We start from the raw sequence: 14,662 nt of genomic DNA, 5'->3' as shown, positions 1-14,662 counted from the left end.
CGGATAAATACATGAAAAAGTTCTTATTGATATTTCTGTTGTTGATAGTATCAGGTTCAACTTTTGCACAGCAATATAAAAGTCATACTGTTGCAAAAGGAGAAAATGTATATAGAATAGCTAAACGTTATAATACAACTCCAGAAGCTATATATAGAATAAACCCAACAGCAAAAGAAGGAATTAATGAAGGAGAAATTTTAGCTATTCCAATCACAGATGATCAGGAGTATAATACCCATGTTGTAGAAAAAGATGATACTGTATACAGTTTGTCTAAAAAATACAATATCAGTATAGAAACTATTTATTTGCTTAATCCAGAAGCTGATAAAGGGATTAATATAGGGCAAATACTAAATGTAGGTAAAATTATAAAAAAGGACCCTACTGCTATTGATGCGATTCCTGAAAAAGGAAAAGATACTGTACTTGATAGCTTGAAAATTATTCCTAAAGAGCGAAAAATTATTCGATATATTACTCATAAAGTTAAAAGAAAAGAAACGTTATATGGTATAGCGAAGAAATATAAAATTACAGTTGAGGATATAAAAAAGAATAATAAACGATTGTATGCAGAGCAGATAAAGAAGAAAGATAAAATAAGAATACCAGTATATGAAGATAAGCCTTCGCAAGGTGAAATAATTGCGGATCCAACCAATTCTAGAATATCTGCTACAACCAGATATACAATAAAACCAAAAGATACTAAATATAATATTGCAAGAAGACACGGGATCACCATAGCAGAGTTAGAAAAACTCAATCCTAATATGAACCCTAGTTTTCCTATCGGAATGCAAATTACGGTACCTACGACTATTTTTGTCTCTCTAAAGGATTCAATTCAACCTGGATTTGAGTTATATGAAGTAAAACCAAAAGAAACTGTGTTTAGAATTTTACAACGTACAGGTATTTCTGCCGATTCTTTGTTTAAAATGAATCCATATTTAAGAGATGGACTTAAAGCAGGTATGGTTATTACAATTCCTAAAGACACATTAACTGCGGTTACCAATTTTGATATGACCAAAGAGAAATATATAGATTTAGATAAAAATCTTTACAATTTCTCTCCTAAAAAAGTAGCTGTAATGTTACCTTTTGGTTTGGATACTTTAAACTTTGAAGCTAGAAAAGATACCGAAGAATTTCTTAAAAGTAAGCAAAGCCTTAGAATAGCATTAGATCTTTATAGCGGAGTATTGATTGCTGTAGATTCTGCCAGGACAAGAGGAATAACTACAGAGCTTAATGTTTTTGATACTCAGAAAAGTAATAATGAAGAGTATATTAAAAAAATAATGGCAGAAAATGATTTTAACGAAACAAATGTAGTGATTGGACCATTATACCAAACAAATTTAGAAATAGTAGCTTCAGAACTTAAAAAACATAATACACCTGTTTTTTCACCTGCATCAAGAAAGGAATCTAGCTTGTATGATAATTTTTTTCAAACCCGTCCTACGAATGTAATACTTCAGGATAAAATAATCTCGTTTGTAGAAAAAGATTCTATCGATAAAAATATTGTACTTATAGTGCAGCAAGGAGAAAAACATAAACAAATTAAAGAGAAGCTAATGGCTAAATTTCCTAATGCCAAAATAGCTAAAATTGAAGAAGGTAATTATCTTTATGAAGTTAGGTTAAACAAGGTTTTAGATAAGAATAAACCTAATTGGGTTTTTCTGGAATCAAATGATGTAGCGATGATAAGTAATGTTATTCCTTTACTTAATGCCAAAGCCGAAAGTCATAAAATAACATTGTTTACTACAGATAAAAATAATGCATTTAATAATGATAATATTAAAAATGAACATTTATCAAAATTGCACATGCATTATCCATCTGTAGATAAAGAATTTGATAACAAAGAAGTTGAAGAAGGAGAAGAAGTATCTCCGTTTGTTAAAAGATATAAGAGAGAATATGGTATCGATCCTAATAATTGGGCTATTCGTGGCTTTGATATAACGTATGATATTTTAATGCGATTAGGAACTGCTGATGATCTATATCACTCTGCTTCTTATGAAGGAACAACAGAATATGTCGAGAATAAATTTAACTATTCTAAGAAACTATTAGGAGGATATCATAATAGTGCAGCATATCTAATTAAGTTTGATGATGAGTTAAAATTAACTCTGGTTGAATAATTTTTGTTAATTTTGGAGCCTTAAGAATTGACCTGGAAAATCAATTTTTGAAGAAAAATAAAGTATACTAGTATTATTTGGGGAATATTTTTAATACTAGACTAAAAATACATTTTGATATATAAAAAAAAGGATTTTTTATATATATTTGATACTGTATTGGTTATCTTTTTTATTATTATTGTTTTTTGAAATAAAGATTTCTTGGCATTATAATTGATTAGATTGGAATATAAAGGAAAACAAAGGAGAAATAAATCGAAATTAGATTCTAGAAATTATGTATTTTTTAAAAATACGTGTATATTTAGAACTAAAAAATAATGCTATTTTGCTGAGAGCAAACAATATTTGCCCCATATTGTGTTCCCCCGGCGTCTCTGAAATAGATGAAAATATAACTTTTATTTGGGCATAATTGTTTGCAATTATGAGTAAGTGCTTTACTATTATTTTAATTTTATTTTTTACCAGTAATAATGGTTATGTAGGGAAATTCTCGTACGCAGAAAGAAGCGAGTTAGACTGGTCAGATTTTAGAGGGAAACCAAATTTGAATAGTCATTATGACGCTAGCGTAAATACAGGAATCACCTATCAATGGTCTTATGGTAAAGATAAAGGAGAAATTGAATTAAATTATCAGGTAGATAGCTATTGCTATCCATCTCTATCTTGGGTTAAGAGAGGACAGATGTCAGAAGGCCTTCTTTCACATGAACAACTACATTTTGATATTTCAGAATTGCATGCGCGAATAATGAGAAAAAGATTGAAAGAGTATAGTGCAGGGAAAAATATAAGAAGAGATCTTAATAAAATGTATAAGCTGGTAGAGAGAATGAGAGTTAATATGCAAGAGAGATATGATGAAGAAACGGATCACTCAAGAAATAAAGAAGCTCAAAAGAAATGGGACAAGAAGGTAGAAACACTAATGTGGTATTACCGAGATTTTACTAAATAAATTGTTGTTATAACCAACCTCATGGAAATCCAACTCCAAAAGGATTTTTTAATCAAACTAGCCCATGCCAAAATGCCATTTGGTAAATATAAAGACAGATATCTGATCGATCTTCCAGAGTATTATGTTGTGTGGTATCATAACAAAGGTTTTCCCAAAGGACTGCTAGGGCAACAATTACAAACAGTATATGAATTAAAACTTAATGGATTAGAATACTTAGTTAGAAATATTAAAAATTTATAATCACATATTTACAAATTCATACCCCGAAAGTTCATTTTCCTGTAAATTTATTTCAGTTTCATTTAGCAAAATACCGTGCTCTACAAAAGCTTTTAAGTTGGCGAGCCAAAACGTCCAGCCATTACTACATCCATAATGTATTTGTAGCTTACTTTTATCATCCGAAGGGATATCAAACTGAGATAAAGTTACCATAGTTGCATTGTTTTTCTTTTCGAGCTTTACCGAAACTTTTGAGCTGCTAAAGTTAATTTCAATATAGTTGTTTCCATTAGCTTCTAGTACTTCTCCTTTTTCTTTCTCATCCCAATTATGCCATTGCCAGGTGTATGTGTCACCTTTTTGGATGCGCTGTGATGGTTTCCTGATTTGTCCATCAATAGTGGTATATTCAGCTTGCTTTAAAAACCAGGAAGTAATCCCTTTAGAGGTTGCCCATAAATCATATAATTCTTCAATAGATTTATGAATGTAAATTTTTTTGGTAAACGAATTCCATTGTAACTTTTCCATGATTAAAATGATTTTGATAGTGTATTTAAAGATAGTGAATATTAAATTTTAATACTGAGAGATGTATTGGTGTTAAATTCTTCATAGAGATCATTCAATTTTATTTTGAATTGAGTAAGTTTAATCACAATTATACAGATAGAGTGTTTTTAAATCGTAAAGAAGTACACTTATCTTTCTTATTTCATGCAAATCTTTTAAAATGAAAATCATAAAACACTTACTTTGCCTTCTTGTCGTATTTATGGTGTTGCAAACCAATGCACAAGAGTTTAAAGAAGGGCCTTTCTCTCAATTAATCATCAGAGGTATAACACTAATTAATGGTAATGGTGCGCCCCCAAGAGGACCAGTTGATATTGTTGTAGAAAATAACATAATTAAAAACATTGTTGTTGTTGGGTATCCAGGTATGCCAATTAATGCTGTTAAACGCCCTGTATTAAAGGCAGGAGGTAAGGAGCTTAATGCAGAAGGAATGTATGTGTTGCCGGGTTTTGTAGATATGCACGGGCATATCGGTGGAGCGGCGCAAGGTGCAGATGCTGATTATGTTTTTAAATTATGGATGGCACATGGTATAACCACTGTTAGGGAGCCTAGTGGAAGAGGTGTAGATTGGACAATGAAGTTAAAAAGAGCAAGTGAGAAAAACGAAATTATAGCTCCTCGCATTTTTGCATACACGGGATTTGGACAGGGTAGTACTTCGCCAATAAGTACTCCTGAGATGGCAAGAAAATGGGTTCAGGAAAATGCAAAGAAAGGAGCAGATGGGATAAAATTCTTTGGAGCAGCTCCAGAAATTATGACAGCGGCATTAGATGAAAATAAAAAATTGGGACTACGTTCTGCCTGTCATCATTCTCAAACCGATGTGGCTCGATGGAATGTTCTAAATTCTGCAAAAGCAGGACTTACCTCTATGGAACACTGGTACGGATTGCCAGAGGCGTTGTTTGAAGATAAAACCGTTCAGCATTACCCTTTGGATTATAATTATCAAAATGAACAACACCGATTTGAAGAAGCGGGTAAGCTATGGAAACAAGCAGCGAAACCCTATTCTGACCATTGGAATAAAGTGATGAATGAGTTAATAGAACTCGATTTTACATTAGATCCAACCTTTAATATTTACGAAGCGAGTAGGGATTTACAAAGGGCTCGTAGAGCAGAATGGCATGAGACTTATACATTGCCTTCGTTATGGAGATTTTATCAACCCAGTAAAATCTCACATGGTTCGTATTGGCATGACTGGGGAACAGAACAAGAAGTAGTTTGGAGAGAAAATTATCGACTATGGATGACCTTTATTAATGAATATAAAAATAGAGGAGGGCGTGTTACGGTAGGATCAGATTCTGGATTTATTTTTCAATTATATGGTTTTGCTTATATACGAGAATTAGAATTGTTTCGAGAAGCTGGTTTTCATCCTCTTGAAATAATTAGGGCAGCTACATTAAATGGGGCAGAAGCTTTAGGAGTATCAGATAAAATTGGTTCTGTCGAAGTAGGTAAACTAGCAGATTTTGTAGTAGTAGAAGAGAATCCACTTCAGAACTTAAAAGTGCTTTACGGAACAGGAGCTATTCGATTAACAGATGATAACAAAGTTATTCGGGCAGGAGGGGTTAAGTATACTATTAAAGATGGGGTAATTTATGATGCTAAAGCACTTCTTGCAGACGTAAAAAGAATGGTAGATGAAGCAAAAGAAAAAGAGAAGTTTACTATTTTACAACCAGGGATAATAAGGGAGTAATACTAGTTGAGAGTGTAAATTAAACCTTGTCTGGGTACAAAAGATTTACTTTACATGCCATCACTAGTTATAGTAAATTTAAATAGGTATTTTTTTTAAATACTTAGCTTAATATAATATGTATATTATTCTTTACTTGTTTTATCAATTTCTGAAAGGCAAGTTTTGAACTTTTCGATTATTTCATTTTCGAGATAATATAAATCTACCATTGTTACACCTAAAAAAGAAGCGATCTTATTAAGGTTTTGGGTGTCAGAGAAATCTTTGGCGTAGAGACCTTGTGAAGCTGTGTTTCTAAATTGATTGTATAGGTCTATTTGTAGATATGCTTCATTTATTTTTTCTAAAAGATCTATTTTTATTTCACCGATTATACCGGTTTGTATTGCAGTTTGGTATGCAGATTTTTGTAATCTTGGTATTCTAAGTCCTCTCCAAAAACCTAAACTTATAGTGTCTTTAGGTGATTCAATTCTCGGCATTTTTTTTATTTTTTCATTTACCATTACATGATAGTCTTTCACTTGAAGAATTAAACCTTTATTTTTTTCTATTTCTTTTTTTATTCTCTCTATAGTTCGATCTTTAAATTCTATTGTCTTTTGGTTTTCATTCCAATTACTTCCTAAAATTCCAACATACACTCCAATGGCTACAGGTATAAGATCAAGTAATATTTTTGCTATAGTTTTTTTGAAATTCATAATTATTTAGTTAGCCGTTAGGTCATTAAAAATAATATATTATATCTTAAGTGTATAAAAAAATCCTTTTGTGTATGATATCACAAAAGGATTTTATAAAGAAATAATATTTTAAATTAGATATTATTATGTCGTTTCAGCAACTTTGGAAAAAACATCAATGTCTACTTGATTTCTTGTAAGATCTTCAGATGTTTCGCGCTTACGAATCAAATGCGCTTTTCCTTCATGCCATAATACTTCTGCCGGGCGATAACGAGAGTTGTAATTACTAGACATAGAAAAACAGTAAGCACCTGCATTTTTAAAAGCAATAGTATCACCTTCATTAATTTCAGAAATCCTTCTATTTGTAGCAAAAGTATCTGTTTCGCAAATGTATCCAACTACCGAATAAAATCGTTCTCTTCCTTTTGGATTAGAAATATTAATAATCTCATGATGAGAATTATAGAACATCGGTCGAATGAAGTGATTAAAACCACTATCAATGCCGGCAAAAACAGTAGATGTAGTTTGTTTGATTACATTTACTTTAGCCAAAAAGTATCCTGCTTCACTCACCAGAAATTTACCGGGTTCAAAACCTAGTGTGAGTTCTTTGCCATATTCTTTGCAAAAAGTATTAAAACGTTTCGTCATTTTACTGCCAAACTCCTCAATATTAGTTTCAATATCACCTAATTTATAAGGTACTTTAAATCCACTTCCAAAATCGATAAAATCAAGATTTTTGAAATTCATGGCAGTTTCAAAAAGTATTTCGCAGGCGCGTAAAAATACTTCAATATCCAGAATATCACTACCTGTATGCATATGTACTCCATTAATACGCATTCCTGTGTTTTCTACAATCCTAAGGATATGTGGTATTTGATGAATTGATATCCCAAATTTACTATCTATATGTCCTACCGATATTTTACTGTTTCCTCCTGCCATGACATGTGGATTCATACGGATGCATACTGGGACACTAGGGTGTTTTGTACCGAATTGCTCCAGGATAGAAAGATTATCAATATTTATTTGTACGCCTAAGGCAGAAACTTCTTCTATTTCTTCAAGAGAAACCCCATTAGGAGTAAAAACAATATTACCTGGTTTGACACCAGCCTTTAATCCTAGTTCTACTTCTTGAACAGAAACAGTGTCTAGCCCGGCTCCTAATGAATTCATCAACTTTAAAATAGCAATATTAGACAGTGCCTTGACTGCATAATTAAGTTTTAACCGTTTGACTTTCTTAAAAGCATCAGAAAGACGATCATACTGAGAGATAATTTTTGAGGAGTCATATACATAAACTGGACTCCCAAACTCATTTGCAATTGCTAATAAATTTTCATTTTCCATTGTGTCACAAATTTAAGCCTACGAAATTATCAATAAAATTAGAGATATCTGTGTCTTGAAAAGAAAAAATATAGTGCATAAGAAAAATTAAGATTTTTAACTTGCGTTTAAGGAATATAAACAGTCTTAATTAGTACATTTAATAAAAAAATTATGTTACCTCTTTTTCCATTACAAACCGTTGTTTATCCCAAGGAGCGATTGTCTTTACATATTTTTGAAAAAAGGTATCAACAATTAATTAATGATTGTGAAGAAGAAGGAGGGGTGTTTGGTATACCCACATATATTGACCAAAAATTGGAATATGGTACTGAGGTAAAACTTCAGAAAATAGCTCAGAAATACCCGGGAGGAGAGAGTGATGTGATATGCGAAGGGATAAGAATTTTTAGAATCACAAACTTTTACCAGCAATTTCCTGGTAAACTATACGCAGGAGGAGAGGTAGAATTCCTTAAGGATAATGATAGTAGTGAAGAAGAGCTGCAGGAAGAATTGCTTAAAAATATCGCTATTCTATATGTAGAATTAACGATAGATAACCCTCCTGTATTTGATATTCCTTTTGTTAGTTATCAGGTAGCGCATAAAATAGGATTGGCTTTACATCAAGAATATCATTTGTTGAAACTTCGGAATGAGGTAGAAAGGCTAAAATATTTGATTAGTCATCTTAAAAAAACAATTCCGGTGGTGAGAGAAATGAATAATGCTAAAAAAGCAATCAAAATGAATGGGCATTTTAAAAATTTCGATCCTTTAGACTTTGAAGATTTTAAACTGTAATGAATAAGAGACGATCTTTACCTGTATTCACACATTTTTTTGATGGATTATGGGGTAAAAAGAGGTTGGTTTTTTTTACTATAAAAAGATTGGCACAATAACTTCACTTTTCCTATTTTTGGAACTCCTAAAAAAGGCAAAAAAATAATAGTATGAACTTACACGAGTATCAGGGTAAAGAGATATTAAATAGCTTTGGCGTGCGTATACAGCGCGGTATTGTAGCACAAAATGCAAACGAGGCTGTAGCTGCGGCAAAACAACTTACTACAGAAACCGGAACAGAATGGCATGTAATTAAAGCGCAAGTTCACGCCGGTGGACGAGGAAAAGGTGGTGGAGTAAAACTTGCTAAAAACCTTAAGGAAGTAGAAGAAGTAGCAGAACAAATCATAGGAATGAATTTGATTACTCCTCAAACTTCGGCAGAAGGTAAGAAAGTTCACCAGGTATTAGTTGCAGAAGATGTATATTATCCTGGAGATAGCGAACCGAATGAATTTTATATGTCGGTATTGCTAAACCGTACTTCTGGACGTAATATGATTATGTATTCTACAGAAGGTGGTATGGATATCGAAACTGTAGCAGAAGAAACTCCTCATCTAATTTTTACAGAAGAAGTTGATCCATCTGTTGGGTTACTTCCTTTTCAGGCAAGACGTGTTGCTTTCAATTTGGGATTAAGCGGAGCCGCTTTTAAAGAAATGACCAAATTTGTAATGGCATTATATACAGCTTATGTTAAATCAGATGCATCTTTATTCGAGATAAACCCTGTTCTTAAAACAAGTGATGATAAAATTATGGCAGTAGATGCCAAGGTGACTTTAGATGATAATGCATTATATCGCCATAAGAACTATGTAGATATGCGTGATATCAGAGAGGAAAATGCAATCGAGGTTGAAGCAAAAGAAGTAGGACTTAATTATGTTGACCTTGATGGAAATGTAGGATGTATGGTAAATGGTGCTGGTCTTGCAATGGCAACAATGGATTTGATTAAGCAAGCAGGAGGAGAGCCAGCAAATTTCCTTGATGTAGGAGGTACTGCTGATGCAAAACGTGTAGAAACAGCATTTAGAATCATCCTTAAAGATCCAAATGTAAAAGCAATTCTAATCAATATTTTTGGTGGTATCGTTCGTTGTGATCGAGTAGCACAAGGAGTTGTAGACGCATATAAAAATATGGGTGATGCGATTAATGTGCCAATTATAGTTCGTTTGCAAGGTACTAATGCTGATATTGCAAAAGAACTAATTGACAATAGTGGATTAGATGTGCAAAGTGCAGTACAGTTTCAGGAAGCTGCCGATAAAGTACAGGCAGTATTAGCGTAATAACTAATTAGATTTTAGTATATATTAGAAGCGATCTATTGATGATCGCTTCTTTTTTTATAAAAAATACCTAAAATATTAAATGCCATGAATACAAGGATAGAAAAAATAGTTCAGAAATTAGATATGAACCCACATCCCGAAGGTGGGTTTTATAAAGAAACCTATAGAAGCGAAGGCGTTATTCCTCAACATGTGCTAAGTAAGGAATATAGTGGAGAACGCAATTATTGTACTGCTATCTACTTTCTTCTTACCTCAGACAATTTTTCGGCGTTTCATAAAATTAATCAGGATGAAATATGGCATTATTATGAAGGAGCTTCTTTGTTTGTACATGTTATCGATTTAGAAGGAGAATATCATCGCTATTCTGTAGGTATGAATTTAGAAGAAGGTGAGCTACCTCAATTGGTGGTTCCGGCCGGTTGCTGGTTTGCTTCTAGTGTAAAAAAAGAAAGTAGTTATTCTTTAGTGGGGTGTACAGTATCGCCAGGTTTTGATTTCGATGATTTTGAATTGGCAGAAAGAAAAGACTTAATTCAGCAATTTCCAAAACACAAGAATATAATTACTCAACTTACAAGAAATTAACACAAGAGCTGGGAGGCATCTTTTTTAGGGAGTTTCTGTGTTAATTACATTTGATTAGTTTGTTAATCTGTGTTAAATATTCCTGTTTAGTGTAACAAATTTGGATAATCAATGGTCTTATAAGTATAAATCAATAAAAACGAATAGATCATGAAAAAATTGAATGTATTACTTTTGGCAGTTGCCTTTGCAATAAGTAGTGTCGCAAGTGCGGGTACTAATCCAACAAAAATAGAAAACGCTCTTAATAAAGAGATTAAAACATTATTAAAGAAACCATCTTTTAAGATTAAAAAAGAATTAACAGCCTATGTAACATTTACTTTAAATAGTAAAGGTGAAATCGTAGTATTATCTGTTGATTCTAAAAGTGAAACCTTAGATGGTTTTATTAAGAGTCGATTAAATTATAAAAAAGTAGGAACACAATATGGTTCTGAAGCTAAAGTATTCAAGATGCCTGTGCGTATCATAGAGGAATAAGGTTGTAAAACATGTGAATGCATAAAAAGTCCCGGGAATCATCAACCGGGACTTTTTTATTTTTCAATAGTACAACTCTTTAAAAGGGTATTAATTTTTTAGGATTAAGATAGAATTACTTATTTCTTTTTAAACTTGATGTGTTAATAAGGAAAAGCTGTAGAGTCCCAGGTGAAATTGTTTTTTATGTTTCCTGATAAATGTACTGGTAACCATATAGCATAAGTTCCATTTTTGTCTTTATATTCTTCAATTCTAAAAATTACATCCATCATGCTATCATAATCTTCTTCTATAGGTTCAGGGAAAAAATCATAAAGCGGATGCTGATCATCAGTTTCTGTTAATAATCTAACCGCCATTGCTTGATCTTTTACATTAAAAGAATCAATATCTGGGTGGATTTCAAATCCATAAAGCTCTACACAAGCTAGCGTTGGTGGTGCAAAACGTCTAGGGAAAGCATCGCAAAGAACCCCTTGTAGCATTAAAATATCTCTTCCTAACGACAATGCATCTTCAGTTTTTTCAAGAACACAAAATTCCCATAGATTAAAACCTGGAATCTCCATTTTTGTTAAAATTTCACTGGGATTGTAATTGTGAGGTATAGCATCTATTGCTAAAGCAATAATTTCTTTCAAAATAGTATCTGTTGCTTTTGTAAGTTCTATTTTGAACCAAGGATAAAAATCGCTGATATCATTATGATCATATTCTGGAAATTCTCCTTTAATAGAGTCATACAATGGCGCAAGTATTCTTAAGCTTGGCCCAATAGATTCTCTGAAATCAGAATCCTTTTCTGAGAAATAGAATGGCTTGGTTTCTGTTTTTACATGGGTTACACTGTATAAAGCACTCATAGTTTATATGCTGATTAAATTGTTATTTTCCAATAATATAATTAATGCTTACCGTTGCCAGATCAGAATTCGGAAACTTAGAAAAATACTTCTCATCACTTTGTAAACCTACTTCCTTGATTACTTTTAAGAAAGAATTGATTTCTAAAATATACTGATCAGAAAATCCATGCGTAGCATCATAGGCAGTAGCTGCAGTTTTACCAAGGTTTTTAGCCGTTAATTCTGGGGATATCGTATGTAGCTCTATGACAATTAACCCGAATTTTTCAATATGAGGCCTCCATTTTTTAAAATGATCTTTTAAGTTTCGTTCGACATCGCTATTAAGCAGTCGTTTTCCTCGATAAGCAAATGCACCAGTAGATTGGCTGGGAGTATCCAGCTGTAAGATTGGCTCACTCCAGATTCTGTTGTGATCTAGGAATGTTCTTACCGATAATAAATCTTTTAATGCTATAGTATAGTTTTCTTTTAAATCTTTTTCTAATAAATCAGGATCGCTAATATCTCCCCAGATAACTTTGGCCCATATGTCTGCCTGAATTAAATTAGCTCTGGTAACTTTTAAAGCTGTTTTATTATAGTCTGCACCGACCAAAAATAATGGATAATCATCTAAGTGTTTGCCACGAAGTGTTTTGGATTCAATGACCTCAAAAAGGTGAATTAAAAAAGCACCATTGCCACATCCCATATCCAGAATTCCTTTAGGTTGCTCATCCAGAGGCTTGTTAAATAGGCTAATAATGATTTCATCAATTTTTTTGAAATAGGTAGTGTGTGCACCTCCGCTTCCCCATACATTCATTTCTCGATCTACATGTATTTCGGTATCGCCTTGGGGATTCCATAGTGCATTGGGGTCACCAAATAATAAAGCATCCATTTGTCGAAACATGGGGATATAGGAAACAGTAACGCCATAGGCAGAAGCCCTTTTTGCAAAAAATAATCCTTTATTGGTAAAAGTATAGTTGCCATTTGATTTGCTAAACCAGCCCAGGTAGCTTAAGAATGTAAGAATAGTGTTAAAGCTTTCCGGAAATTTGTGGTATTCATCTGCGCTAAAAGATGCTTCCATAAAATATTTATGAAACATTCCGCCCATACCCAAATGTACTGTAGTTGGTCCTACCAGAATACCTTCAATATGTTTAAGGATTTGATCTTGGATTTGAGTAATTGTACTATCTTTTTCAGAGGGTAAGCTAAAGCGGTTTTGATATTTTTTAAATAGCTGTTCTAGTTTATGAAAAGGCTCTAATTCAAACTTTCGAGGGTGAAATTTACCAGAATATTCCAATAGATTAACCACGTCTTCATATAGATAAAAATGATTAAAAGCCAATTCAGAAAGTGCATTGGTTTTTATAATTACATCATCCTTATTTACTTTGTAATCCAGCCAACCTTGAGCACTTAGTATACGCAGAGCGACATTTAGATATCCTTCATTGGTCTTATGAGATGCTGTAATTTGTGAAACTGATGTTTCTTTATTGCTAATTAAATAATCGGTAATATTATTTTTATAAAGAGAATAGGCGACAGGCGCTACAGCAATTCCGTCTAAATGACAAAAAAGTTCTTCTCTAAATAATTGTTTTTCGGCTGCAGTAAGCATAGATACTTAAGTTGAATAATTGTTGAGTAAAAATTATTAGTCTCAACCAAATTAAGCATTTATTTTGAAGTAAAAAACGTTAGTTGGTGTTCTTATTTTTTGTAGTGTCTTTCTTTTTTTCGGGCATCGGACCTCTAAGATGAATAATTAGCCCATTTAAGAAGTTGCGTAGTATTTGATCACCACATTCCATGTATTTTGGGTGATTTTCATTTCTAAAAAATGCACCTAGCTCGCTTTTGGTTACTTTAAAATCTACCAATGCACAGATTTTTACAATATCGTCATCGCGTAATTTATGTGCAACCCTTAATTTTTTAAAAATATCATTGTTTGTTAAACCCATACTGCAAAGGTATATTTTTTTGAATTGATATTGGGATTAAAATCAGAAGTTGAGTGTAAAGAATGTTATACAAGTTTAGTTGAAAATTACTATTTTCGACAAAAAGTAATTGGTTTATGTACAGTAAAGAAGAGAAATTAAGTTTGCTTTCTGAAATGATACAGTTTGCTAAAGCAGATAAAAAATTTAAAGAACAAGAATATAATTTTATCCTGGTCATTGCATCGCAACTTAAAATAACAAAAGAAGAGGTGGATACTTTGATAGAAGAAGGAGGAGAAAAAAAGAATTTACAACCCGAGTCACAAAGAATTCTTCAATTTCATAGATTGGTGCTACTCATGAATATAGATCAGGAAACTTCTCAATTAGAAATTCATAAGATAAAAGAAATAGGATTGCATATGGGGCTTAGGCTAGAGGCTATTGATGCAGTTCTGGAAAAAATGAATGAGTACCCTAATAAGATTATTCCGCCAAAGGAATTGATCTCTATTTTTACACGTTTTTATAATTAATGAGACCGTAAACTCAAAAACTGAAAGGGAATTGGGTTTACTAGGTCGAATTATCCCACTGTAGAGTGGGATCTTTTTTTTTTTTTTTTTTAATCTGGATGCTCTCAAAAACTGAAAGGGAATTGGGTTTACTAGGTCGAATTATCCCACTGTAGAGTGGGATCTTTTTTTTTTTTTTTTTTTTTTTTTTCTTTCAAAAACTGAAAGGGAATTGGTTTTTTTAGGTTGAATTTTCCCATTTTTTTGTGGGTTTTTTTTTTTTTTTTGATTTTTTTTTTTTCAGTGTTTTTTTTTTTGTCTTTTTTATTTTTTATTTTTTTTTAGGGGTTTTGTTTTTATTTTTTATATATATTAGG

General features: G+C 32.3%; 15 protein-coding genes. 9 read left to right on the top strand and 6 right to left on the bottom strand.

Annotated features, from left to right (window positions below):
• Positions 1 to 11 precede the first annotated feature (11 nt).
• From DK441_RS00115 to DK441_RS00105, 3 genes are all read left to right on the top strand, one after another.
• Positions 12 to 2,177 carry a LysM peptidoglycan-binding domain-containing protein gene (locus tag DK441_RS00115; protein ID WP_109096944.1) on the top strand — a complete coding sequence of 722 codons (2,166 nt, stop codon included), beginning with the start codon at positions 12 to 14 and terminating at the stop codon, positions 2,175 to 2,177.
• Positions 2,178 to 2,607: 430 nt separating this feature from the next.
• A complete protein-coding gene (locus DK441_RS00110; RefSeq protein WP_109096943.1) occupies positions 2,608 to 3,144 on the top strand; it encodes a DUF922 domain-containing protein in 537 nt (178 codons plus the stop codon).
• Positions 3,145 to 3,165: 21 nt separating this feature from the next.
• On the top strand, positions 3,166 to 3,390 hold the full coding sequence (locus DK441_RS00105) for a DUF3820 family protein (RefSeq protein WP_074408678.1): 225 nt from the start codon (positions 3,166 to 3,168) through the stop codon (positions 3,388 to 3,390).
• On the opposite strand, the gene DK441_RS00100 is transcribed toward DK441_RS00105, so the two are convergent.
• Positions 3,391 to 3,903 (bottom strand): SRPBCC domain-containing protein, encoded by a 513-nt coding sequence (locus DK441_RS00100; protein WP_109096942.1) that lies wholly within the window; start codon positions 3,901 to 3,903, stop codon positions 3,391 to 3,393.
• Positions 3,904 to 4,147: 244 nt separating this feature from the next.
• On the opposite strand from DK441_RS00100, the gene DK441_RS00095 reads away from it, so the two are divergent.
• Positions 4,148 to 5,674 (top strand): amidohydrolase family protein, encoded by a 1,527-nt coding sequence (locus DK441_RS00095; protein ID WP_235015680.1) that lies wholly within the window; start codon positions 4,148 to 4,150, stop codon positions 5,672 to 5,674.
• A gap of 125 nt (positions 5,675 to 5,799) precedes the next feature.
• Here DK441_RS00095 and DK441_RS00090 read toward each other — a convergent pair whose 3' ends face one another.
• Positions 5,800 to 6,381, bottom strand: coding sequence for a hypothetical protein (locus tag DK441_RS00090; RefSeq protein WP_109096940.1), 582 nt, complete (start codon positions 6,379 to 6,381; stop codon positions 5,800 to 5,802).
• Positions 6,382 to 6,507: 126 nt separating this feature from the next.
• Positions 6,508 to 7,737, bottom strand: coding sequence for a diaminopimelate decarboxylase (gene lysA / locus DK441_RS00085; protein WP_109096939.1), 1,230 nt, complete (start codon positions 7,735 to 7,737; stop codon positions 6,508 to 6,510).
• Positions 7,738 to 7,890: 153 nt separating this feature from the next.
• Here lysA and DK441_RS00080 point away from each other — a divergent pair, with 153 nt between their 5' ends.
• The 4 genes from DK441_RS00080 to DK441_RS00065 all read left to right on the top strand — a co-directional run bounded on the left by DK441_RS00080 (position 7,891) and on the right by DK441_RS00065 (position 10,949).
• On the top strand, positions 7,891 to 8,526 hold the full coding sequence (locus DK441_RS00080; protein ID WP_109096938.1) for an LON peptidase substrate-binding domain-containing protein: 636 nt from the start codon (positions 7,891 to 7,893) through the stop codon (positions 8,524 to 8,526).
• A 152-nt stretch (positions 8,527 to 8,678) separates the two neighbouring features.
• Positions 8,679 to 9,872, top strand: a complete 1,194-nt coding sequence (gene sucC / locus DK441_RS00075) for an ADP-forming succinate--CoA ligase subunit beta (RefSeq protein ID WP_074408672.1) — start codon at positions 8,679 to 8,681, stop codon at positions 9,870 to 9,872.
• A gap of 87 nt (positions 9,873 to 9,959) precedes the next feature.
• Positions 9,960 to 10,466 carry a cupin domain-containing protein gene (locus tag DK441_RS00070; RefSeq protein WP_109096937.1) on the top strand — a complete coding sequence of 169 codons (507 nt, stop codon included), beginning with the start codon at positions 9,960 to 9,962 and terminating at the stop codon, positions 10,464 to 10,466.
• Between the two features lie 150 nt (positions 10,467 to 10,616).
• Entirely contained in the window at positions 10,617 to 10,949 is a 333-nt protein-coding gene (locus DK441_RS00065) for a hypothetical protein (protein WP_109096936.1), read from the top strand.
• A gap of 143 nt (positions 10,950 to 11,092) precedes the next feature.
• Here the strand turns inward: DK441_RS00065 and DK441_RS00060 are convergent, their stop codons facing one another.
• From DK441_RS00060 to DK441_RS00050, 3 genes are all read right to left on the bottom strand, one after another.
• The gene (locus DK441_RS00060; RefSeq protein WP_109096935.1) at positions 11,093 to 11,815 is read right to left on the bottom strand and encodes a hypothetical protein; all 723 of its coding nucleotides are present in this window, start codon (positions 11,813 to 11,815) and stop codon (positions 11,093 to 11,095) included.
• A 22-nt stretch (positions 11,816 to 11,837) separates the two neighbouring features.
• Complete coding sequence (locus tag DK441_RS00055) at positions 11,838 to 13,442, bottom strand: class I SAM-dependent methyltransferase (RefSeq protein WP_109096934.1); 1,605 nt, start codon at positions 13,440 to 13,442, stop codon at positions 11,838 to 11,840.
• Positions 13,443 to 13,521: 79 nt separating this feature from the next.
• Entirely contained in the window at positions 13,522 to 13,788 is a 267-nt protein-coding gene (locus tag DK441_RS00050) for a DUF1456 family protein (RefSeq protein ID WP_025667551.1), read from the bottom strand.
• Positions 13,789 to 13,904: 116 nt separating this feature from the next.
• Here DK441_RS00050 and DK441_RS00045 point away from each other — a divergent pair, with 116 nt between their 5' ends.
• Positions 13,905 to 14,306: a hypothetical protein gene (locus tag DK441_RS00045; RefSeq protein ID WP_109096933.1), complete on the top strand. Its 402-nt coding sequence runs from the start codon at positions 13,905 to 13,907 to the stop codon at positions 14,304 to 14,306.
• Positions 14,307 to 14,662 lie beyond the last annotated feature (356 nt).

The sequence above is a fragment of the Aquimarina sp. AU58 genome (assembly GCF_900312745.1).
In the GTDB taxonomy this organism is placed as follows: Bacteria; Bacteroidota; Bacteroidia; order Flavobacteriales; family Flavobacteriaceae; genus Aquimarina; species Aquimarina spinulae.
This window is presented reverse-complemented; position numbering and strand designations above follow the sequence as displayed.